Here is a 22,087-nt window from a genome sequence, read left to right on the forward strand (position 1 = left end):
CTCCTCTCTCTTACACTTCGCTGTAACATACTTTTTTGCGGAAATAATTGGTGTTTACTCTGCCAGCTACCGTAAGATAACCCAGCTTCTGTAATTCATCATTTAATTGTTTGACAATCTTATAAGCATAAGACTTGGAAACTCCCAGTTCCGCTGCAACTTCTTCTACTGTCATAAAAGTTCTGTTCGTCACATCGCATCTCCCCTCTCTATCTTAACGCAATTTGTTTAAGTCGTTACATTTGCATGATACTAAACATTTTAATTTAAGTCAAGCAGTTTTATAAGAATATTAAATTTTTTTGTTTAAGTTCTTCTTGCTATCTAAAATTGCTCATGCTATACTGAACCTAAACAGAATTGTTTTATTTTCTTCACAATTAATTATGGCAACACGAATGACCACTATAAGGAGGCAAACAAAAATGGCAATCGGACAACGTATCAAATTTTTTCGCAACCGCAAAGGCATGACACAAAAGCAACTCGGAGAGCAACTGGGATTCAAAGGAAAAACCTCAGATGTCCGCATGGCTCAGTATGAATCTGAAGCCAGAGTTCCTAAAATCGATCTTGTAAAACAAATGTCTCAGATCTTCGATGTCAATACTCATGCTTTAACAGTTCCAGATATTGATACTCACATAGGTCTGATGCATACACTATTTGCACTGGAAGATATGTATGGTCTGAAAGTAAGAAATGTAGATGGGCAGCCTCATATCTGCCTTGACTCTTCCATATCTGCTCCCGGCTCATCTGTTGATGAAATGCTTCGTTCATGGATGGAACAGGCTGACAAATTGGAAAACGGTGAAATCAGCAAGGAAGAATATGATGAATGGAGATATAAGTACCCGGAACTGGATACTTACCAGAAACGTGCCAAGGTACCATCTCAGGAACTAAGTGATTACCTCGTAAAAGAATTGACTAAAAAAGAAAAATAAGAGAAAAGAAAAACCTTACCGATATTCAGTTTTTTACTTCTGAAAATCAGTAAGGTTTCTTTATATACGTTATGAAATAAAATTTTTATCTCTTGAATAATCACAAAATGTTGCCATTTTGTTGCCAATCACTAAACAAATTTGTTTGTAACTCGCATGAATACTGGTTTCTCGTGATTGTGTGGATTATTCAAACTCCAGACAGACAGTACGGAGTATTAACGCATATAGACGATTTTAAAGGCTTTTTAACCAGTTAAGAGCAACATAGCCACATAATCTAAATTTTAAAAATGCAATAAAAATGCAATGAGTGAAACGACTACTTGCTATACTTCCATCGGCTTCTTCTTGATACCAACACTATGAAAAGTCCGATTACAATTAAATATACTTTGAAAGGAAGATCACCATGAATTACAAATTAGAACTCAAACAAATCGTGGAATTTCCACGCTGTCGCATTTACCGTGACTTCATACAAACTTTAATCACTACCAAGAGCATCCGAACTACCGGGGGCTCTTTTCTTTTTTATTATCTGGTATTATGCTCCTATGCAAATTACCGCACATCCTACCGCCGGATGGAACACATTACCTATACCATTGGTCCAGGAGAGTGGATCTGCACAGTCACAGATCTTCAGGAATGGTTTCGCTGCCGTTTCCAACATCAAGCGTTGTCCATCCTTCGATTTTTTGAAGAGCAGAATTACATTACCTACTCTCTTCTCGGCAAAAACCGCCTGGTCAAATTCAAAATATCAGACTGGCCCAAAGACAATACCGTATTGGAATACAACTATCCCTGTAAAAAAGATACAGGGTTTTTCTTTTTCCCGATTGCCAAAGTTCACGAACTAATTGGCATTGGAAAATGCTCGGAAATGGATGTTATTCTGGATCTGTGGATTCATGCAGTTTACAACGATTCCTCTGTCCTGGGATCTGATTCCGGTCCCATTGTCTATTACCGGGATAATACCGGAAATCCCCTTACCAGCTTTAATGAACTGGGTGAAAGGTGGAGTCTGTCAAAGGCATCGGTATCACGACTCTTGAAGAAACTGGAGGAAAAAGAATACATTACACTTATCTCATTTACAGGAAAACACGGAAGCGTAATTTATCTCAACAATTACCTGTCCGTGATGTTTAATATCAGCGACGTTATGATTGACAAGGAGGAGATCGCTATGAAGATGCAATTACCAATCCATGTACCTGAAGAAATCACTATTGAGGATTCTGCTTCTGTTAGCGTTTCAGAAACTGTCACAGACTCACAAATCACCGTTACAAAAAATGATTCCTGCGTTCCAGATTCACACATGAAATTTATCGTGCAAAAAGTCGCAGAACTATTGGATTCACAAGGGATTCCATGTTGCCACTGCTCCAAAACCCGCTATATATTATCTCCATTATCAGCCTGCAAAGATATATTTAATACATTTACTCTAAATATTATCTGTCCCTACGGAAATGCCGCTTATCGGTTTGAGTTGTCCGTAAGTCCAGGGGATGAGTCTGCCCAAAAGATGCCTGCCGTGGCAGAGCCTTCTGCACTGAAAGGGGGGGAATAGACATGGCAAACCGCAATACACAGGGATTTCCTTCACCCGAAGAAAATCCACGTTTTCACGACACCTATCAGTTTTTACGCAGATACCGGGATGCAACCTACAGCCTGAAGGTAGTCGTACACCAGATGGAGCACCAGTTTAAGCTCCAATACGACAATGACATCGACAAATTTCTGGACTCCATCTATGCTGCCGGGGCTGATCTTACCGGAAGCGACATCGAACAACGGGCAAAAAGTATTGCCAGAAGCAACCAGATGCTGAAGCTTTTGGAATCATCCATCGATCTCCTCCGGAACAATCACAAGCATGGGGAACAGTATTACTGGATTCTCTACTACGCTTTTCTCTCTCCACAGGAAATGAAAAATACAGATGAGATATTGGATAAGCTGGCTCACCACATCACCAATATTTCCTACCGCACCTATTACCGGAAACGCAGGGCTGCGATTGAAGCACTCAGTACCATCCTTTGGGGATTTACTGCAAAAGAGACATTGGATACGCTCAACAAGTTCTTTCCAGAGTAATACATATCGCCTATCTCCTCGGCTTTTCGTAATATCATAAAAATGTTATACTAAAAAATGCAAAATATATATTGACTCTCACGGAACGTCATAGCGTACAGTTATCTTATCAGGAACAGGAGGTCAGCAACTATGAGGACAGTCAAAGAAATATCAGAACTTACAGGTATCAGCGTTCGCACGCTTCACTATTACGATGAAATCGGGCTTTTAAAACCAACACAAAAAAGTGATGCGGGATACCGGCTTTATGACGATAGGGCATTGGAAATATTACAGCAGATTCTGTTTTTCCGTGAGTTTGACATTCCTTTGAAAGAAATCAAAGCTGTTCTGGAGAATCCTGCTCTTGAAAGGAACCAGATCTTGCAAATGCAGAGAAAAATGTTGGTAGCAAAGAAAGAACGTATGGAACATCTGATTGCCAGCATTGATGATATCCTGAAAGGAGAGAATAAAATGGATTTTGCGATTTTTAGTAAAACGGAAGTTGAAGAAATGTTCCAAACTATGTTTGAACATATGCCTGACAATATGAAAGAACTTGCTGTAAAAGAGTTTGGAAGCATTGAAGAATGGAAAAAGCATTATATTAAGACAGTTTCATCAGAAGAAATGCAGAAAGGCTATGCTAAAGTTGTTGAGTGGTATGGAGGAAAAGAGCAATTCCTGTCTGTTGCCAACAATCCTATTAGCAAAGAGGCTGCAGAAAGTTACAACCAACAATTTGACAATCTTTTATACAAATTAGCAGCTAAAAAAGTATGTTCACCAGATTCTTCTGAAGTAAGAGAACTTGTTTCCGAATACGGTTTTCTTATGAAACAACTTTCACAGATAAAGAAAGAACACGGTCTGATGGTTGCACAGGCTCAATATTACCGTAATGAAAAAATCAAACCTATGATAGATGAAAAATACGGCAATGGTACAGCCGAATTCTTCGCACAAGCTTTCGAAGCATTTTATAAAGACAAGTAATCATTAGAACTACACAAAAGCACAACAATACACCATGCAGGGAATCAAAATGGTTTCCTGCTTTTTTTATGCCAACCAGTGAAAATGGCACAGAAATGACCTGCTTCTGCGATTGAAGCGTAAAATTACCCATGCTACAATAGGTATTGCTTATAGTTTTCCTTATTTCCAGCACCCATAGATGGTGCTTTTTTTGTACCTGTAAATTCAATCGCTGACAGCAGGTTCTATGTACTTTGTACGTACACTATACTTACAATACCAAACGTATCCTGTACGTACAGCCATATGTATAAAGTTTCCTATTATATATAGAAGGGAGTCAATCATGAAAACAAGGAACGAAATCTATCAAGGAGAGGGAGCCAAGCTCTTACGGTTCATTACCACTTACCATACTCTGAGGTATGACCAGGTTTTACAACTTTTCTCCCGACATGAGCAGTCTATCAAGTCATTGATTACCAGCCTCATCAAACAAGGGCGCATCATTTACGATAAAGAGCATGACCTTCTTTGTGACAGCCAGCAGTCTGCTGAGAATCCTGACTATGCTATAATTACATGCTTCTGGGTACTGCTGGATTTTAAGAAAGGTGTTGTATACCACACCAGTGGCGAATTTCCAATCAAGCTCAATTTCTTTTCGCAAGATGAACAATACGAAATCATCTATATCGGTGAAGAACAGGAGGCTCTGATCAATCATGTGATGGAAAGTATCCCATCACATGGTTCCAAACGCCTGATTGTCTTAGAATCCGAAAGCCAGGCTGCCAAAATCACCATTGATGATGTAGCCGCTTACTGCCTTGTAAATGAATCCGGTGCTGTCAGTTACTACATGAGAAAGTAGGTTATTATGACGCAAAATACACCAACCATTTACCAGCGGCTTGAAAAACTGGAAGGGGAGCTGCAAAAACTGACGAATACCGTTTACGCTCTGAAGGTCACTGATATCCAGAATTATGATAAAAATTTTGAGGAACTGAGCGTCAGTGCTGCTCTTCGGGCGGAGCGGATTGCCTGCCAGATGCGTAACCTTGTCTGTCCGGCTCTCTCCCCAAATCAAGCAGCTTATCTTCCCAAAGCGGCAGATGCACAGGGAATGCGGATTGCAGAACAGCAGGGGATTCTCACCATTACGCTTCCCGGACTGCTTCCGAAACGAAGAGTCCACACAAACACTGCATTTCTCCATGAACCGCTTAATTATATGCTTCGGGAGTATGTAAAACAAAATGCCCTGCCCCTCTATCGTGACTGCGTGATATGTTTCAGTCAAATATATGACAGGGAACTTCCTCAAAGACGTATCCGGGATTATGACAATCTGGAGTTTAAACAGATTCTGGATACACTTTGTACTTATGTTCTGACAGATGACAGCGGCTTTTTCTGTGATTCCTACTACACGACACAGCTTGGCTTAAAGGACTGTACACTGGTATCGGTTATGGAAAAAGCTGACTTTCCGAAATGGCTGCAGAACCAGAAAAATCATCACGAAAGCATGTCGGAAAATCTCCTGACTTCTCAGGCAGAAATCCGACATCGGTAAGAACCACCGCAGGGAACTTTGTTTTCTTGCTTTTTTTATCTCCAAACCACCGGAGATTTACCCAAGTATAGGCTTGCATGGGTAAGAACTGAATTGAGGTGATGCTTATTTGATAAGACCTGACACTACGAAATACCGCTTACTGGAAATGATAGGGATGTGCGGGGAATTTCCCGCAGACCAGCTAAACAGACTCATCCCAAGTGCCTCCTATGCGGAAAAACTCATTACGGATTTGAAGGCGGAACACCTCATCCGTACCCACTACCGGGATGCTCTCAGAGGCTACCGTCTTACAAAAGCTGCGAAAGAGATGCTGTTATCTGTCTCGCCGCTACGCTTCCAGTGCTATCTGACCGGCAATACCGAGACGAACCTCATCCGAAGTGAAGTATCCCGACGTATCCGCTTACATCAGAAAGCCGAAACGTATCTGACACTCCTTCATGCCGGGATTCCCTTTTATCCGGATGTAAAACCTGACATCTTCTGTAATCACCGCGAAGCTGGTTCCATCGGTATGCGAAGCCTTCCTCTTTTTTACGCTTCCAGAGAAATTAAGGAATTGGGCCCGGAGACCACGAAGATTAGGAACTCCCGCAGCATGGGCATCCTGATGGCACCGCAATGTGTCTATGTCCTTTATAACACGGGAAACGGAGTCCTGAAATGGGAATATCGAACGGAAGTCCGCTTAAACGCCTTCCTGCAGCATTACCTGCAAGGCTACCCTTACAACGGACATCCACAGATCCGGGCAATCATGACCGGAACCGACATGGAAATGGCTTTCCGGCTGTTTACCAGTACCGGAGGCTACAAAAAGAGCCTGTTTATGCTGGACACCTCCTTCGAGCATTTCCATTACCTTCCCAATACTCCGGAAGGGGAAGTGCTTTTAAAACTGCTGGTTCACCCTGAGATCATGGAAAAGCTGGACAACCTCCTGCTGTCCGATCTGGGCTGCCGCAGCGATTCAATTCCACTGGAACATGATGCCACGGATGCTTCCGGGAACCCCATCCTTCTTGCTTATGATTTTGACATGCAGCGAATCAACCGGTTCAATACCGGCTTAAATGTATACGGCAGATCCGGGAACCTGATCTGTTTCGATTTTCAGATTCCGGTCCTGAAAAAATACTTAACTGCCACAATCCATTTCTCCAGTATTGACCTTTGCAAATTCAAAAGGGGGTTTTTACATGAACCGTAAATGGTGGAAGCTCATTTATATGCTTCCGATCACCTTCTGCACCCTCTATGCAGGAGGCTATGTTGCTCAATTTATCCGCAACTATCAGACCTGGGAATCTGCCGGCAATTTTGCCGGAAACGGAACTGCCCCGCAGATCCCCTCCCCGCACCCGCTCGCCTGTCTGGATGCCCTGACTGCTTTCCCGTACAATCTGTATGGGATTTTTCTATGTCTGGCAGCTTTTGGACTCCTGACCTTCCTTCTCATGCGTATGGGATTTGACCGAAACGGGGAAATAACAGACCGGGGCCGGAACCTGAATTATTCCACAAAGGGAACCTATGGGACTTCCGGTTTTATGACTTTGGAGGAAATGCATCAGGTACTGGAGCTTACGAATGATGTCAAGAAACACAAGGGAACCATTCTTGGAAAACTGAACGGAAAAGCCGTTTGTCTCCCGAAGGATACCCGCATGAACCGGAATATTGCCGTTTACGGTGCCAGCGGTTCCATGAAAAGCCGGGTCTTTGCACGCAACATGATCTTCCAGTGTGTTGCCCGCGGGGAAAGCCTCATCATCACCGATCCAAAATCGGAATTGTACGAAAGTACAGCCACTTACCTTGAGAATGCCGGATATATCGTGAAATCCTTTAATCTTGTAAACCCGGAAAACTCGGATAGTTGGAATTGTCTGGGTGAAATTGGCGGACAGGAAACCATGGCACAGGTATTTGCTGATGTCATCATCCAGAATACCGGTTCTGCCAAAGGCGATCACTTCTGGGACAATGCCGAGATGAACTTATTAAAAGCTCTGATTCTCTATGTGGATCAGGGATTCCCACCGGAGGCAAAGAATATCGGACAGGTATACAAACTCCTGACCATGAGTTCGGAAAAAGAACTGAACAGCCTCTTTGACCTGCTTCCGGTCTCCCATCCGGCAAAAGTCCCCTACTGCATCTATAAGCAGGCAAGTGACACGGTACGTTCCGGCGTCATCATCGGACTCGGTTCCAGACTTCAGGTATTCCAGAACAAGCTGATCCGCCAGATCACTTCCTATGATGAGATCAACCTGACGCTGCCGGGAAAAGAAAAATGTGCATACTTCTGCATCACTTCGGATCAAGACAGCACTTTTGATTTTCTTTCTTCCCTGTTTATGACCTTCGTATTTATCAAACTGGTCCGTTATGCAGACACCTATGGGGAAGATGGAAAACTGCCGGTTCCGGTACATATCCTGGCTGATGAGCTGGCGAATACGGGAGCAATCCTATCGCTCAACAAAAAGATTTCCGTGATCCGAAGTCGAAACCTCAGTATTTCCTGCATTTTCCAAAACCTGCCTCAGATGCAGAACCGGTATCCCTTAAACCAATGGCAGGAAATCATCGGGAACTGCGACACTCAGCTATTTTTAGGCTGTACGGATGAGGTAACTGCTACATTTATCTCTAACCGCTCCGGTGATGTGACCGTTGGTGTCAGCAGCGAAGCCAAACAATTAAATAGCTGGAGGGTATCCGATTATACACCGGAATACCGCCAGACCAGATCCATCGGGAAACGAAAGCTCTTAACTCCGGATGAGATCCTGCGGCTCCCGCTGGATACTGCACTGATTATCCTGCGTGGTCAGAAGGTACTGCAGGTAGAAAAATACGATTACACCCTGCACCCGGATGCCCAAAAACTCATTCCCCGGAAGGCTTCCGAACATATTCCGGAATGGAGAAAAGGAGCATGTAGTGAAGAATATACGTACACTCCAACTATTCCTGCTTCCCACCCGAAAAAAACCGCTTCTTATGGAAAGCAGAAAAAGAAAAAAGCTGAACCGCACTTTGACCAGCAAAGCGTTTATCAGGAACCTGGCTATCACGATTTCCCGGATGACTTCTCAGCAGATAACTATTCGGATCACACAGACATGGTTCCTTTAGATAAAGATTCTATCATGTCATAATTTGAAAGGAGACACTATGATGCCAAACGAAACAACCAACACACCTATTTTAACTCTGGATTCCGATGCGAAGCTGGAAACAGCCCAGTCCATTTCAGACCTTACCTGGCATGAGATCCAGAATGCCTACCGTACCCGCCGGATCTTAACCGGAATGCTTGGCGGTATCGAGAAAACAGAAAACGGCAGCCTCATTGCCGTGGTTTACTACAAGGATTTCCGTACTGTCATCCCAGTAACTGAGATGATGATCCATCTCATGCAGGATGAAGCACACGATTATGGGGAGCTTGCTCTGCGGCAGAACAAAATCCTCAACAATATGCTTGGATGTGAGATTGATTTTCTGATTAAGGGATTAGATCCGAAGACACGCAGCATTGTCGCCAGCCGGAAAGAAGCGATGCTGAAGAAACGCCAGATCTTCTATCTGGATAAAGATGCTTCCGGAATGCCGAAAGTTTATGAAGACCGTATCGTGCAGGCAAGAGTCATTGCTGTTGCGGAAAAGGTAGTCCGGGCAGAAATTTTCGGTGTGGAAACCTCCATTCTTGCCAGAGACCTGTCCTTCGACTGGATGGGTGATGCCAGAGAACGCTTCCAGGTAGGCGATCACATCCTGGTACGCATCCTGGATGTGCGGGCAGACTCACCGGAGCAGGTCATTGTCCACGCAGATGTCAAAAGTGTGGAAGGCAACACCAGCAAGGAAAACATGAAAAAATGTAAGATTCAGGGAAAATACGCCGGAACTGTGGAAGACATCCATAAAGGCACCGTCTTTGTCCGGCTCTCCATCGGTGTCAATGCCATTGCCCACTCCTGCTATGACAGCCGGACAGTCGGGAAAAAGGATCAGGTATCCTTTGTGGTGACGCATATTGATGAAGAGCGTAATGTTGCCCTCGGCATCATCACCCGCATCATCAAGCAGACCATATAAGGCTTCCACCTTATTTTTAAATAGCTTTTTTTCATATACAGCACCAATTAGTCCAGCAAATACTCACGATACAGCTACATAAGGTGACAGAATAAAGTATTTTTCAGACCATTACCTTATTGTACTGAAAACGGTAACGTGTTATACTGATTCGGTATTACTGAACCGGAAAGACGGATGCATTTCGATTTTGCCCTCTAGTATCCAAGGAGGGTGATGCCCATGAATACAATGGAAGTATTGACTTTACTATTGGTAATTTTTGCGGCTTTGACTTATATAGATCGACATAATAAGAAATAGCATCCACGACCCTAGGAAAGTTTTGGATGCTATGACTTATACATAGAATATAAAATTTAACTGAGGGCATCAGATTTTGCATCTGAATACCTTTCTTGAGTTCATTATACACTGGGGGATTTGAGAAATCAAGTCCCCCTTTTTATTATGACATTGATTAGTATCTGCATTAAACATCAGAAATTTATATTCTTACTCACTGAAACGAATTCTCTCTATCAATGAATCTTTCCTTACTGACTTTGCAATGAATATTGCCAATAACATCTGTATCACAAACAATGTTAAAATTATAATAATAGCTGCTGTTACCGGATAATGGTATGTGCTGATATCAAACATTCCTGTACGCTTTGCATATAAAAACAACGGATATCCTGCAAGACTTCCCACTCCGATACTGATAATAAGAGTGCCTACTGTATAGAATATACCTTCCAACTGGAGCATCTTCATCAACTGACGGTCCGACATTCCGATTGCCTGCATCATGCCAAGCTCCTTTTTTCGCACATGGACACTATTGATCATTGTGTTAATCAAGTTCATAATGCTGATTGCTGCCAGAATGATGATAAATGCATAACATGCACCTCTAGTCATCTGTATGGCATTTTCCCATGTATCGTACTCATTCTTCCAGGTACGCATCTGCAGTCTGCCTGATCCATCCACAATAGCCTGTAGAGATGCTTCCAGTGCCTCATCATAATCCTTATCTGCAATCACCTGAAAATAGCTGGAAGAATTATTTATGGTAAGTTTCTCTGCCCCTTCTTTTGCCATGATAAGACAGTTATAGTTTGTCAGACCTGTTCCATATTCACCAATTGCTGCCACTTCAATCTCTTTTTGAAAGGTATTATCTCCATCATGAATATTGAGTTTCAGCTTATCTCCCACTTTAATATCTGGATACCAGTGAAGTAGCGCGCGGTCCAGAATCACTTTATCCCCGGATTTCAATTCCTCGTATGTGACATTGCCTTCAGTGATTCCTTTTTTCAGCTCTTCTGCGTATTCTTCCGGCACTCCATTGATAAATTCGGTTCCAATTTTTTCTTCAAAAGGTCCTCCTGATACCTTCAACGCGGTAAACACATCTACCCGCTCAACACCGTCAAGCTCCTCTATCTGCTGCTTTAGTCCTTCATTTAATGGATTATTCTTTTGAACCTCCGCCCATTCATATTCAGGATGCTCTTTATTCCCGGATTCCACAATTGGAGAAATCTCATATTGCCCCACAATCGAACTCTTTGCACTTTCCATCGGATTTGCACAAGACAGCACCGTTGCTACCATCATGACAAATATTCCGGTAACGGCCATAGATACAATCGTGATAGTACTCTTCTTTTTATTCTCTGCAAGATTTCTCTTGGTCAGTCGTCCGATATTCAGAAATTGATATCCCTTCCTGCTGCTTTTCTGTCGCTTACTGCCTCCCTGGTAACGCATAGCTTCTATTTCTGATACCTTCGCCGCCATACGCATAGGCTTCATCAGTGACAGATACACTGTACACAGAGTCACTGCAATTGCCAACAGATAAATCCACCAATAATAAAGTTGGACTTCTCCTTTAGCTACAACCTTGTATGCCTCTGTTATAAGTACGTTTGAATCCTTTGCATGTTCTACAAACTGGAGAAGTACAACTTTCACAGCAACTGTTCCGATCAAAAGTCCTATCGGAATGGCAAACAACGCCACTCCCATTCCCTCTCTTAGTACGATTTGTCTAAGCTGCCGTTTCGTAGCCCCGATTGCCTTTAACTTTCCAAATTCCCGAACCCTCTGGTTCATAGATACATAATAAACACTATAAATTGTGATAATGCCCGCCAATACAACAATAAGCATGATTCCTACAATCACCGGAATTGTAGCCGGATCCACATAATTTGCTGCAAGATACTCTTTATTAATATTCATGTCATCCTCGGAAATCCCGAACTGTCTGGCAATATTCTGTATCGTCTCTGTATAATCTGCAGTCGTATTTCCTTTCTGTCCATTCACCTGAAGTAAAAACCGATATTTCACCTGTTCTACCGGTATCTCCGCTTTCAGAAAGGCCTCTGAAACCAATGATGTATATTGTTTTTGTTCTTTGCTGCTCTCATTATCTGCTAAAAAACCACAGATTCGAAAGTCTTTCTCCTTCGTATAATCCAGTCCGTCATCTTTCAGAATCTGATAAGGTACTGTGATAGTGTCACCGATTTTCCCATTCTGTCCTAATGCTTCCAGTATTCCTTTTGAAACCACAATATCATTTTCTTTCTGCGGAAGTTGCCCCTCTTTCAGCTTCACTTTATAAAGTTCCATCCCTGTTCTGTCCATATACATCATGGAAACCGTCGCATCTTCCAGATTCATGTACCCCGCATCACTGCGGAGTCCGTAAGTTTTCACATCATGATGTGCCGCCAGTTTCATAACTGTACTCTCGTCCACGTTCCGATAAAGGGCATGCCATGTTGGATAAATCTTATTGATTACCGCAAAGTTCACTTCCACCATATCTTTTCCGATTGATGGGATTACGAACAGCAGTAATGTTGTCAGGATAATGGCAATTCCAATCAGTATGTTTTTGCTCTTATAATGCCGCATATTGCAATATGCAACTCTGGTCGTCATCTTCATTATCTTCTCACCGCCTTGCCATCTTCAATGATAATCATTTCATCCGCCATCTGGGCAATCGTTTCATCATGGGTAATCATGATAAGCGTCTGCCCGAAATCCGACACGCAGCTTTTCAATAGGCTCATAACCTCTAGCTCAGTCTGGGAATCAAGGTTTCCCGTCGGCTCATCCGCCAAAATTATCGCCGGTCTTGTCACCAATGCCCTGGCTATCGCAGTTCTCTGTTTCTGTCCACAAGACAAAGCAGACGGCATCGCATCTTTCTTATCCTGCAGTCCGATTTTTTTGAGAATATCTTCCACTTCCCGCGGCTTTACCTTGCGATTATCAAGTCCCAGCGGAAGAACGATATTCTCCCACACATTCAGCGATGGAATCAGATTAAAATCCTGAAAGATAAATCCTATCTTCTTTCTTCGAAACTGTGCCAGTTTATCATCTTTTCGAGAATAGATATCGGTTCCATCAATCCATACTTTGCCGGAATCCGGTCTGTCAAGCCCTCCAATCAGATGCAGAAGTGTAGATTTTCCGGAGCCGGAACGTCCTACGATAGCTGTAAACTTGCCTCTCTCTATCTGTAAACTTGTATGATCCACGGCTCTCACCTGATTCTCGCCTTCTCCATAATACTTTACTAGATCTTCTACTTTTAAAATACTACTCATATCTTCAAGTCCCCTTTCCATTTCATACCCCTACTATAACATTCCTGCATTACAAAACCCTTACAACAACCATAACAGTTTTGTAAGGGTTCCGACTATTCTCCTATTATGAGCGGCAGTGTCACTTTAAATATCATACCTTTCTCAGCCTTTCTTTTGGCTGCTATTGTCCCCCCCTGTTCTTCTATGATCTTTCTGGCAAGATACAGACCGACACCCGCTCCGTCTTTTACCTGTTCCTTTGCTTTCCTTCCCCGGTAAAATCTCTGATAGATCTTATGCAGTTCCTCCGCAGGAATGCCCATTCCTTCATCTTCTACTTCAATAAGCACATTGCTTGCTAGCTCCTGCGTCCTCACTGTAATCGTTGTATGTTCCGGTGAATATTTGACTGCATTCTCAAGGATATTCGTTAATGCTTCTACCGTCCATTTTGAATCATGGTTCACAACTATATCATCATCCATCTCCACCTGAATGGAAATATCTTTTCCTCTTGCCTTCATATAAATCTGACTGACAGCCTCTGTTAGCGTTTTCTTCAGGCTTTCATGAAGCGAATGTATCTGGATCATATGTGTTTCCAGCCTTGAAAGATTTACCAGTTCATTCAAGAGCTGTTCCAGTTTGGTAAGTTCCTGTGATTCCTGCTCCAGAAACTCCCTCTGTTCTTCTCCTGTAACCCGATTTTCTGCCACCAGCTCATGACTCATCCGGAGTGATGCAAGCGGAGTCTTCAACTGATGGGAAATATCTGTAATCAGACTCTTCGTACCATTTTCTTCCTGCTCCAGACGTTCCTTCAAATCTTCGAAATATTGCCCCAGCTCCTTTACAGATTCCCACACCTTTAACCATTGTTCCGATTCTGATGTTTCTTCAGGATATGTTTGGAATTTTCCTTTTCTGAATTCCTGCAGACATTCATATAATTGCTGTAATTGTTCCTCATCACCGTATCTGCTCCAGTTTTTTCTTCGGTCCAGGTACAAGAACAGGCTACATACTATGACTCCCACTAGTAATCCAATTCCCCAGATAATCCTTATAACCACATCTGAAGATCCACTCCCTGAGTGATAACCATAAGTTTCTTCCAGCATCTGTACGACTCTTTCTATCTTCTGATCGTCCCGGTCTCTTATAAAATCTACTGTTCCTGACTTTTCCCAGATTGCAACTATTTCCCCTTCCAGTTCAGGATGTTCTGCAAGGAGCAGTGCTATCTGCGTTGCTTTCGCATTTTCCTCATACTTTGTTATCAGATACATTCCTACTGTAAAAAATACTGCAAAGATTACATATACGATAAAATACCGTTTTAATTTTTGTTTACCTTTCCGGTCCATATATATCCCAGTCCTCTCACATTCGCTATCTCTTCTGTTCCAAGTTTATTCTTCAGTCTGCTTATATTGACAGTAACCGTATTATCATCGACAAATTGACCGTCTATATCCCATACATGCTCCAGGATACTTTCTTTTGAAACAATCTGTCCTGCATTCTCCCAGAGATACAGCAACAGAGAGAATTCTTTCTTACTTAAAGTAACTGGTTCATCCCCTTTATACACCTGCATCGTTTTCATATGCACCGTAATCTCTCCGGAAGACATAATCTGTGCCTGTACCTTAGAAAGCCGTCTCATCAATGCGTTCACCTTCGACACCAAAGCCATCAGTGAAAATGGTTTGGTAATATAATCATCTGCCCCTGTATCATAACCATTTACAATATCTATTTCCTGATCCAAAGCCGTAAGATAGATAAGATATGTATCTCCACCTGCACGTACCATCCTTCCAAAATCCAGTCCTGTACCATCCGGCAATGTAATATCGCTGATAACAAGAGCATAATCTCCTTTTTGAAATGCTTCTTTTGCTTCCTTTATTGTATAAACCTGACGAACCTCATACCCTTCCCGTGAAAGTAACAGGGCAATTCCCCGATTTAGATTCAAGTCATCCTCCAGTAATAATATTTTCTGCATCAAATACTCCACCTCTATTTGTAATAACCTGTTCTTTTATCATATCAGTCCTATCTTTTGTCTACAATAAAAATAAAATTAACATACATACTTTTCCTTCATATGTTCAAGGATTTCACCGGATACTGCTTCAGAAATCGATCAATCCATTTCTGATTGCTTCTCTGTAACATCCGAAGTCTGGATAAAAGCTGTAGACAACTGCAGCTCTATGTTACTAAAGTCCTATCCATCAATACAGGAGTTATAGAATGCCGTGAAGATACCGTCAAATTCCATTTCAATAATATGTAGGCTGTCCATTGTGTGCTCCAGATAAGTCAGTGTTCCTCTATCCAAATCTATACTCGGCTTTCCTAGTGAGTTTGCTATTACATCTGGATTTGTAATTCCAAACATCTCCTTTATATCCGGCATAAGATAATCCACGATATCCGGCAGCCTTTTCTCATACGCCTGTGCCAGTTCAACTGCATGCTTCTCATAATCGGAATGTATACTGTCACAGACAAATTCAATCCCGTTTATTTCCATCTTATAGTAATCATTATTCTCATCATAGACAAACGCTGTACCCTTACTTTTTTTATTTTTTTCCAAAATCCCCATGATATATCTACACTTTCCCGGTTCTTCCGCCATACACAGTCTAAAAAACTGTAACTTAATGCTTACGTTTGTAAAAAATAACTCCTGCCAAAATCAATAAAATAATTCCAACTACAATCATAAAAATAAAATTATCACCATTTAACTTCCCTGCTATGAAAATAGAAGTCGGGCCATCCGCACCACCAATAACAGAAACGGCTGTGTTTTCTTTCTGCTTCAGTACAATGCCAATGACTGCCAATACAATTCCTAAAATTCCGGCTATGATTCCCAATCGCTTTTTCATTGCTACCACCTCAAATCATTTTTATCTGCTCAATCAAATGTAAATTGTTATGCAAGTATTTCTATGCAAATGAAGCATAGATAACCCATATTTCTGCAAACATTACCAATAAAAGTACACCATCTATCATCCAATTAAACTGAATGTCCGTTAAGAAAGTTTTTGAATGTGTCAGGCAATATTTTACTTTTTCTCGTCCAGTCAAAAAAGTGATAAGCACTTGTAATATAGGAAATAAAAATATTTGTATTTTTCTTCCATAATCATCCGCAATCCCATTTGCAAAATGTACTGGAATAATACTCGGTAAGAAAAATATACTTACAAGAGCAAGCAAAAATCCTATTATACAAATTATCCATGTGAATTTTCTAGTATTGATAAATTTCATAACAATCCTTCTTTCTGCTAAATTCAAGTTTTTCCAATACATAACACGTACTTACATTATACTCCTCACCAATGCAAACCTCAATTTATTCTCCATCCTTTTTCCCGTTATTAAGCTTCGGGCAGTAAAATGCCTTTACTTCCACCCCATCTTCCTCCGACTCAATTTCCACATAATAATCCCGGATAAAGTATCCCGCATTATGCTCCTGAATGGCGTACAGCTCCAATGTCTGAAAATCCACCAGTACCAGATCACGGGGCTTGGGTTTTTGCGTTTCCTCACAGAATACCTCCATGCTTTCCACCAGCTTATCCAGGCATTCCTGACACAGATGGTTCTGTACTTTTTTCACATCGAAGATACTATCTTCCCCGTAATCCACCGATACTTCGGAAATCCCGTAATCCGACATCTGCTCCGTATGGAAAAAGCAGCCGCCTTCTCCTGTCCCGGTATAACCCATATGCCCGTTTCCCTGCGGGCCGGTAAGATTCCCGTCCTCATCATGATTCCGGATATGCATATCCATCACATACCAGTGATTGGTACAGATCACTCCCAGATCGTCAAACTTCCGGAAATAATCCATCATACTCCGTTCATCGCTTCCACACAGCCAGCACTGTTTTGGATCTTTCAGCTTGCTTTCTACTGATTCAGGCACCTTTCTTTCTACCGGGTGATATTCCTGCTCCTGTGTTTTTTCAAGATAACCTGTCAGATCCAGCCGGCTGATTCCCAGTCCGATCAGAATTCCTGACGCACATGCCAATAATCCCACATATCCCTTTTTCATATTATAGTCATCCTTTAAGAATTAGTTTTATAATGCTTTTAGGATTACTATATCAAATCTTGCAATCACTTTCATCATAAATCGCATATTTTTATGTGTTTTATTGCATATACAGCTTTCAAAAAAACTGCCTGCGGCAATTTCGCAGACAGCTTCTATTTCATCATCTCTTCAATTATCACATCCAGCATCCGAAGCACGCTTTCCTGCTTCTTCGGTGTGAGCCTTTCCAGCTTTCCTTCCACTACAGAAGTATGTTCCATTCTGGTAAGAGGAATCACTTCCTTCAGCACTTCATTCGGTTCCGCACCTAATACATTCAACAGCTTTACAAATGTTTCCATCGTAGGTGTTTTCACTTCCCGCTCAATCGCACCCAGATGGTTGGTACTGATATCCACCAGTTCAGCCAGTCTCTCCTGCGTAATTCCTGCCTCTTCCCTGTACCTGCGGATTGCCTTTCCCATTCCTTTCACACGCACACCTCCTCCTTCCAGTATTCACTAACGCTTAAAGCATTAGTCATGTAAATCCAGTATAATTGGTTGCAAATCACGCTTACAGTATCCATAAGGATTGCATTTATAACGCTTTTAGCGTTGGTCACATTTTTGGCACTCCATCGTCTGTAACTGGCACAGTCCTGCGATTGTAGCGGTAATTTACCCATGTTAAAATTGATATTGTCAAAATTATATGCAGAACGAAACGCAGCACTGCCGTATGGGAAGCCTCTCCTGCGGCAAATAAGCTGCGTTTTTTCTGTAAGATAGGAGGATCTTTACAATTTCATACTTTGATTTAGGACGCAGCCTGCATTGACCGGGCTGCGTCCTTTCTTGAGGCAGGAAAACCATAAGCAAAGGCAGGGGAGGTAATTCTCCTGCCGCTCTTATAAAAAGGAGGTACTTTTACGTGAAACACAAACTGAAAAACGCTCCGCCGGACACAAAACGGCATGTCAATTATGGCAGATGCCTGTATGCTGCATTTCTGGCTGTCACAGTCCTCTGCGGATACACACAGCCGGTTTTTGCCGCTACCATCTGGACCAAAGCCAATGAGATCATGAAGGATGTCTATAACCAGATTATCCTCATTTCCACCATTGCTGCAGTCGTAACGGCATCGGTTGCCCTTCTGATGATGAATTTTTCCAAAAGCGGAAAAACCGTGGACGAATCACGTGCATGGCTCAAGCGTATCGTCATTACCTGGGCGATCTTAAACGGGCTTGGCTTTATCATGGCTTACATCACCCCGTTCTTTGCAGGCGGAAAATGGAACGGATAGACGAAAGGAGATGCCACTATGGGAATACTTGACGGAATCGTGGAATGGATTGCCGAACAGGTCATGAACATTCTGGATCTGATCACCACTTCAGTCCTCGGTGCTCTGGGCTGTTCCATGGATACGTTTCTTCGCTACTTTCCTGCTGCCGAGACCATGTATCAGGTCTTTCTGGCACTGGGCATCGGGCTGATCCTCTTAAACTGGGTATGGCAGCTCTTTAAAAATTACTTTATGGGAGCCGGTATCGAAGCGGAAGATCCCATTAAGCTGTCCATCCGTTCCTTCCTCTTTATCTTTCTCACCTTCTATGCGAAAGATATTGTGGATCTGCTCCTGAAGATTTCAGGAACACCGTACAACTGGATTCTGACGGAAGACCTGCCGCCTTTAAAATTTGCGGATTTTAACTCCGTAGTCACAGTCATCCTGGGAGTCTGTGCAAATGGGGCGGTAGCCATCATTGCACTGATTCTGGTACTGATTCTGGCGTGGAACTACATCAAACTGCTCTTTGAAGCGGCAGAACGCTATATTCTTCTGGGGGTACTGGTCTACACAGCCCCGGCAGCTTTTTCCATGGGTGCCAGCCAGTCAACCGGAAATATCTTCAAAAGCTGGTGCCGGATGCTTGGCGGCCAGTTCTTTTTGCTTCTGATGAATGCGTGGTGCCTGCGGCTGTTTACTTCTATGGTCGGCACCTTCCTTGCCAATCCGTTATCCCTATAAGAAAGGAGGACCAAAATGAAACTTAGAAAGAAACTCATACCATTCCTGGTACTAACTGCCTGTCTGGTACTGTTTTGCTCCATGCCGGTCTTTGCAGCGGAGCTTACGGAAGCAGACGTGGAAGCGGCAGTTGCCAGTCAGGGAAAGGAAGCGGTAACCGGAAATGTCTTCGTCTGGTTCCTGTGTGCCATTGCCTTTTTAAAGGTATCCCAGAAAATTGATTCTTTTCTGGCATCGCTTGGCATCAATGTCGGCAATACCGGAGGAAACATGATGGCTGAACTTCTGATTGCAGGACGGAGCCTGACCGGTTCCATGCGTTCCCATGGTGGTGGCGGCTACCACAAAGCCTCTTCTCCCGGAAGTGCGGCTGTCGCAGGAAGCTTCCTATCCGGCGGGCTTGCCGGGGCAGTGGGAAGACAGGTACAAAGAGAAGCGGTCAATTCCGCAACCGGTTATACCGAACACAGCAGTATCGGAAACATGCTCTACCAGTCATCCCTGAACAAAGGCGGAGACTTTGCCAATCAGGTCATCAGCAACATTGCACAGGGAAATTACGGTCAGGTAGGTTCCATCAAGGGAGCAGACGCACAGAAAGCCTTTACTTCCTATATGGGCATCAATCCGGGCGGCGGTTCTTCCTATGATAATGTAGAAATCGGTGGCGGAAGGATCACCGGTACCGAAACCGGAAGCTCCGGAAACCGGGATTTTGCCCTGTACCATGCCGACCAGTATGCAGCTCCTACTCAGGGCTCCTACTCTACGGTACAGTCCGTGGATGGTTCCACCTGGTACAAGCAGTATGCACAGGATACGGTCGAAAAAACACCATATACTTCCGGCAGCGGCAAAGTAGCCTACAATGAATCCATTGTCCAGAAACTGCCGCCAGCCCCACAGCGAAAGGAGCGTATGTAACATGCCAAAAACAGCCTTGATGGGCAGTCCTCTTGCTGTCATCGGTACAGTATTCCGGCACAGGCGCACCCTTGCGAAAACTGGAGCAGCCGTCGGCGGTGTACTGATGCTTCCCATTCTGTTCCTTGTCATGCTTCCGGGACTCGTCTTCGGAGACCTCTCTGAAAATACCGGAGCACTGACCAGCAACACGGTAATCAGTGAAAATATCCGGGCTTCCAATCAGGCAATCGTGGAGGTGCTTCAGGAAAGCCATGATGCACTGCTTGCTAAGATCAATGCGGAAATTGCCAGACTCCCGGAAGGAGATACTGCCTCTATCAGCGATCCTTACGCTTCCAGTATCATCGTAAATGCGAACCAGCTCATCGCACAGTTTTGTGCCAGCCAGGATGACTATAAAAATATAAATATCAGCAAACTCAAAAGCCTGATCCGGGAAAACGAGGACGGGCTTTTTTCTTATGACGTTACTTCAGAAACGGCCACGGTGGAAGTTCCGGCGGAAGAGGAAAATGCACCACCCAGAAAGGTTACTTTTACCCGCCATACCTACACGGTCAGCTATGCCGGAGATGCCTACTTTGCAGATCACGTCTTTCATCTGACCGATAAGCAGAAAAAAACGGCAGACAGTTATGTGGAAAACCTGACCATGTTCTTTGGCGGCTCCGCTTCCGGTCTTGCCATGGCGGTAGGTGTCAGCGATGAGGTGCTGGCTTACCGGGCTACCATCCAGCAGGTCGCACAGAAATACGGCATGAAAGCTTATGTGGAACTCCTCATGGCAGTCATGATGCAGGAAAGCGGCGGGCGTGGAAGCGATCCCATGCAGGCGGCAGAAGGCGGCTTTAATAAGAAATACCCCCATGTCCCCAACGGCATCACCGATCCTGCTTATTCCATCGAATGTGGGATTCAGGAATTAAAGTATGCACTGGATAAAGCAGGATGTACCGGACCTACCGACCTGGACCGCATCAAGCTGGCGCTTCAGGGTTACAATTACGGCTCCGGCTATATCGACTGGGCAATGGAACGTGACGGCGGTTATACCAAAGAAAACGCCATTGCTTATTCGGATATGATGTGTGCCCGTCCGAACTGGCATTATGACCGGTATGGGGACAAGGAATATGTGGAGCATGTTCTCCGGTATTATCAGATTACCAATACCGGCGGAAGCTATCCGGCAAACGGAATGCAGATTCCGCACTATCTCCAGACCGATTACGGGAACATTCCTTATGGCGGCGGCTCCATCGCATCTTCCGGCTGCGGGCCTACCAGCTTTGCCATGATCGCCAGCTACCTGACCGGGAATACCATTACCCCTCCGGATGCGGTGGCATGGTGCGGGAATTCCTATTACAAGCCGGGAGTTGGAACCTACTGGAGCTACTTTCAGGCTGCAGCCAGTCATTTCGGCTGTGGCAGCGTCACACAGACCAGCAATGCCAATACGGTACTTCAGGCACTCTCCGAAGGCTGTCCGGTCATCTCCTCTCAGCGGGCAGGACTTTTCACCAGCGGCGGACACTTCATCGTACTCCGAGGTGTTACGGCAAACGGCAAGGTACTGGTCAATGATCCCAATGACAGTGACGCAAAGAACTATATTAACCGTGAATTTGATATGATGTCGGAAATCCATGCTACGGCAAATGCCTACTGGATCTTCGACAAAAAATAA

General features: G+C 43.5%; 23 protein-coding genes. 13 read left to right on the forward strand and 10 right to left on the reverse strand.

The genetic code is table 11. From position 1 onward, the window contains the following. Positions 1 to 10: 10 nt before the first annotated feature. Entirely contained in the window at positions 11 to 193 is a 183-nt protein-coding gene (locus AB5618_RS01975; protein ID WP_026650251.1) for a transcriptional regulator, read from the reverse strand. Between the two features lie 232 nt (positions 194 to 425). Here AB5618_RS01975 and AB5618_RS01980 point away from each other — a divergent pair, with 232 nt between their 5' ends. From AB5618_RS01980 to AB5618_RS02020, 9 genes are all read left to right on the forward strand, one after another. Further along, positions 426 to 950 carry a helix-turn-helix domain-containing protein gene (locus tag AB5618_RS01980; RefSeq protein WP_118576621.1) on the forward strand — a complete coding sequence of 175 codons (525 nt, stop codon included), beginning with the start codon at positions 426 to 428 and terminating at the stop codon, positions 948 to 950. A gap of 412 nt (positions 951 to 1,362) precedes the next feature. Then, positions 1,363 to 2,538, forward strand: a complete 1,176-nt coding sequence (locus tag AB5618_RS01985) for a helix-turn-helix domain-containing protein (protein ID WP_023921589.1) — start codon at positions 1,363 to 1,365, stop codon at positions 2,536 to 2,538. 2 nt (positions 2,539 to 2,540) lie between these two features. Further along, complete coding sequence (locus AB5618_RS01990) at positions 2,541 to 3,071, forward strand: hypothetical protein (protein ID WP_368366444.1); 531 nt, start codon at positions 2,541 to 2,543, stop codon at positions 3,069 to 3,071. Positions 3,072 to 3,203: 132 nt separating this feature from the next. After that, positions 3,204 to 4,052, forward strand: coding sequence for a MerR family transcriptional regulator (locus AB5618_RS01995; RefSeq protein WP_005333545.1), 849 nt, complete (start codon positions 3,204 to 3,206; stop codon positions 4,050 to 4,052). 328 nt (positions 4,053 to 4,380) lie between these two features. Beyond that, entirely contained in the window at positions 4,381 to 4,908 is a 528-nt protein-coding gene (locus AB5618_RS02000) for a DUF5697 family protein (protein ID WP_005333543.1), read from the forward strand. 6 nt (positions 4,909 to 4,914) lie between these two features. Then, positions 4,915 to 5,616, forward strand: coding sequence for a DUF6100 family protein (locus tag AB5618_RS02005; RefSeq protein ID WP_005333541.1), 702 nt, complete (start codon positions 4,915 to 4,917; stop codon positions 5,614 to 5,616). Between the two features lie 109 nt (positions 5,617 to 5,725). Continuing rightward, positions 5,726 to 6,832, forward strand: a complete 1,107-nt coding sequence (locus tag AB5618_RS02010; RefSeq protein ID WP_022415648.1) for a hypothetical protein — start codon at positions 5,726 to 5,728, stop codon at positions 6,830 to 6,832. Further along, positions 6,822 to 8,792, forward strand: coding sequence for a VirD4-like conjugal transfer protein, CD1115 family (locus tag AB5618_RS02015; protein WP_368366445.1), 1,971 nt, complete (start codon positions 6,822 to 6,824; stop codon positions 8,790 to 8,792). The genes AB5618_RS02010 and AB5618_RS02015 overlap by 11 nt, the downstream gene beginning before the upstream one ends. 16 nt (positions 8,793 to 8,808) lie before the next feature. Then, complete coding sequence (locus tag AB5618_RS02020; protein WP_005333538.1) at positions 8,809 to 9,735, forward strand: S1 RNA-binding domain-containing protein; 927 nt, start codon at positions 8,809 to 8,811, stop codon at positions 9,733 to 9,735. A 495-nt stretch (positions 9,736 to 10,230) separates the two neighbouring features. Here AB5618_RS02020 and AB5618_RS02025 read toward each other — a convergent pair whose 3' ends face one another. From AB5618_RS02025 to AB5618_RS02065, 9 genes are all read right to left on the reverse strand, one after another. Beyond that, positions 10,231 to 12,687 carry an ABC transporter permease gene (locus AB5618_RS02025; RefSeq protein ID WP_227338367.1) on the reverse strand — a complete coding sequence of 819 codons (2,457 nt, stop codon included), beginning with the start codon at positions 12,685 to 12,687 and terminating at the stop codon, positions 10,231 to 10,233. Between the two features lie 5 nt (positions 12,688 to 12,692). Next, on the reverse strand, positions 12,693 to 13,364 hold the full coding sequence (locus AB5618_RS02030) for an ABC transporter ATP-binding protein (protein WP_368366446.1): 672 nt from the start codon (positions 13,362 to 13,364) through the stop codon (positions 12,693 to 12,695). A gap of 95 nt (positions 13,365 to 13,459) precedes the next feature. Beyond that, the gene (locus AB5618_RS02035; RefSeq protein ID WP_005333534.1) at positions 13,460 to 14,713 is read right to left on the reverse strand and encodes a sensor histidine kinase KdpD; all 1,254 of its coding nucleotides are present in this window, start codon (positions 14,711 to 14,713) and stop codon (positions 13,460 to 13,462) included. Continuing rightward, positions 14,686 to 15,360, reverse strand: coding sequence for a response regulator transcription factor (locus tag AB5618_RS02040; protein WP_005333533.1), 675 nt, complete (start codon positions 15,358 to 15,360; stop codon positions 14,686 to 14,688). Before AB5618_RS02040 ends, AB5618_RS02035 begins: the two co-directional genes overlap by 28 nt. Before the next feature lie 225 nt (positions 15,361 to 15,585). Further along, the gene (locus AB5618_RS02045) at positions 15,586 to 15,969 is read right to left on the reverse strand and encodes a hypothetical protein (protein ID WP_226850873.1); all 384 of its coding nucleotides are present in this window, start codon (positions 15,967 to 15,969) and stop codon (positions 15,586 to 15,588) included. A gap of 55 nt (positions 15,970 to 16,024) precedes the next feature. Further along, on the reverse strand, positions 16,025 to 16,258 hold the full coding sequence (locus AB5618_RS02050; protein ID WP_005333531.1) for an LPXTG cell wall anchor domain-containing protein: 234 nt from the start codon (positions 16,256 to 16,258) through the stop codon (positions 16,025 to 16,027). 61 nt (positions 16,259 to 16,319) lie between these two features. Next, complete coding sequence (locus AB5618_RS02055) at positions 16,320 to 16,649, reverse strand: DUF1648 domain-containing protein (protein ID WP_022415592.1); 330 nt, start codon at positions 16,647 to 16,649, stop codon at positions 16,320 to 16,322. 85 nt (positions 16,650 to 16,734) lie between these two features. Further along, complete coding sequence (locus AB5618_RS02060; RefSeq protein ID WP_005333529.1) at positions 16,735 to 17,448, reverse strand: hypothetical protein; 714 nt, start codon at positions 17,446 to 17,448, stop codon at positions 16,735 to 16,737. Between the two features lie 155 nt (positions 17,449 to 17,603). Further along, positions 17,604 to 17,915, reverse strand: a complete 312-nt coding sequence (locus AB5618_RS02065) for a helix-turn-helix domain-containing protein (RefSeq protein ID WP_179960461.1) — start codon at positions 17,913 to 17,915, stop codon at positions 17,604 to 17,606. A 448-nt stretch (positions 17,916 to 18,363) separates the two neighbouring features. Between AB5618_RS02065 and AB5618_RS02070 the strand changes: the two genes are divergently transcribed. Genes AB5618_RS02070 through AB5618_RS02085 form a run of 4 tightly spaced genes read left to right on the forward strand, consistent with a single transcriptional unit; the run spans position 18,364 to position 22,087 of the window. Beyond that, positions 18,364 to 18,741 (forward strand): hypothetical protein, encoded by a 378-nt coding sequence (locus AB5618_RS02070; protein WP_005333524.1) that lies wholly within the window; start codon positions 18,364 to 18,366, stop codon positions 18,739 to 18,741. Between the two features lie 18 nt (positions 18,742 to 18,759). Then, positions 18,760 to 19,470 (forward strand): hypothetical protein, encoded by a 711-nt coding sequence (locus AB5618_RS02075; RefSeq protein WP_005333522.1) that lies wholly within the window; start codon positions 18,760 to 18,762, stop codon positions 19,468 to 19,470. 15 nt (positions 19,471 to 19,485) lie between these two features. After that, the gene (locus AB5618_RS02080) at positions 19,486 to 20,394 is read left to right on the forward strand and encodes a hypothetical protein (protein ID WP_005333520.1); all 909 of its coding nucleotides are present in this window, start codon (positions 19,486 to 19,488) and stop codon (positions 20,392 to 20,394) included. Between the two features lies 1 nt (position 20,395). After that, positions 20,396 to 22,087 (forward strand): lysozyme family protein, encoded by a 1,692-nt coding sequence (locus AB5618_RS02085; protein WP_368366447.1) that lies wholly within the window; start codon positions 20,396 to 20,398, stop codon positions 22,085 to 22,087.

The sequence above is a fragment of the Ruminococcus sp. J1101004sp1_RTP21198st1_B9_RTP21198_201120 genome, from assembly GCF_040924245.1.
GTDB lineage: Bacteria > Bacillota > Clostridia > Lachnospirales > Lachnospiraceae > Blautia_A > Blautia_A faecis.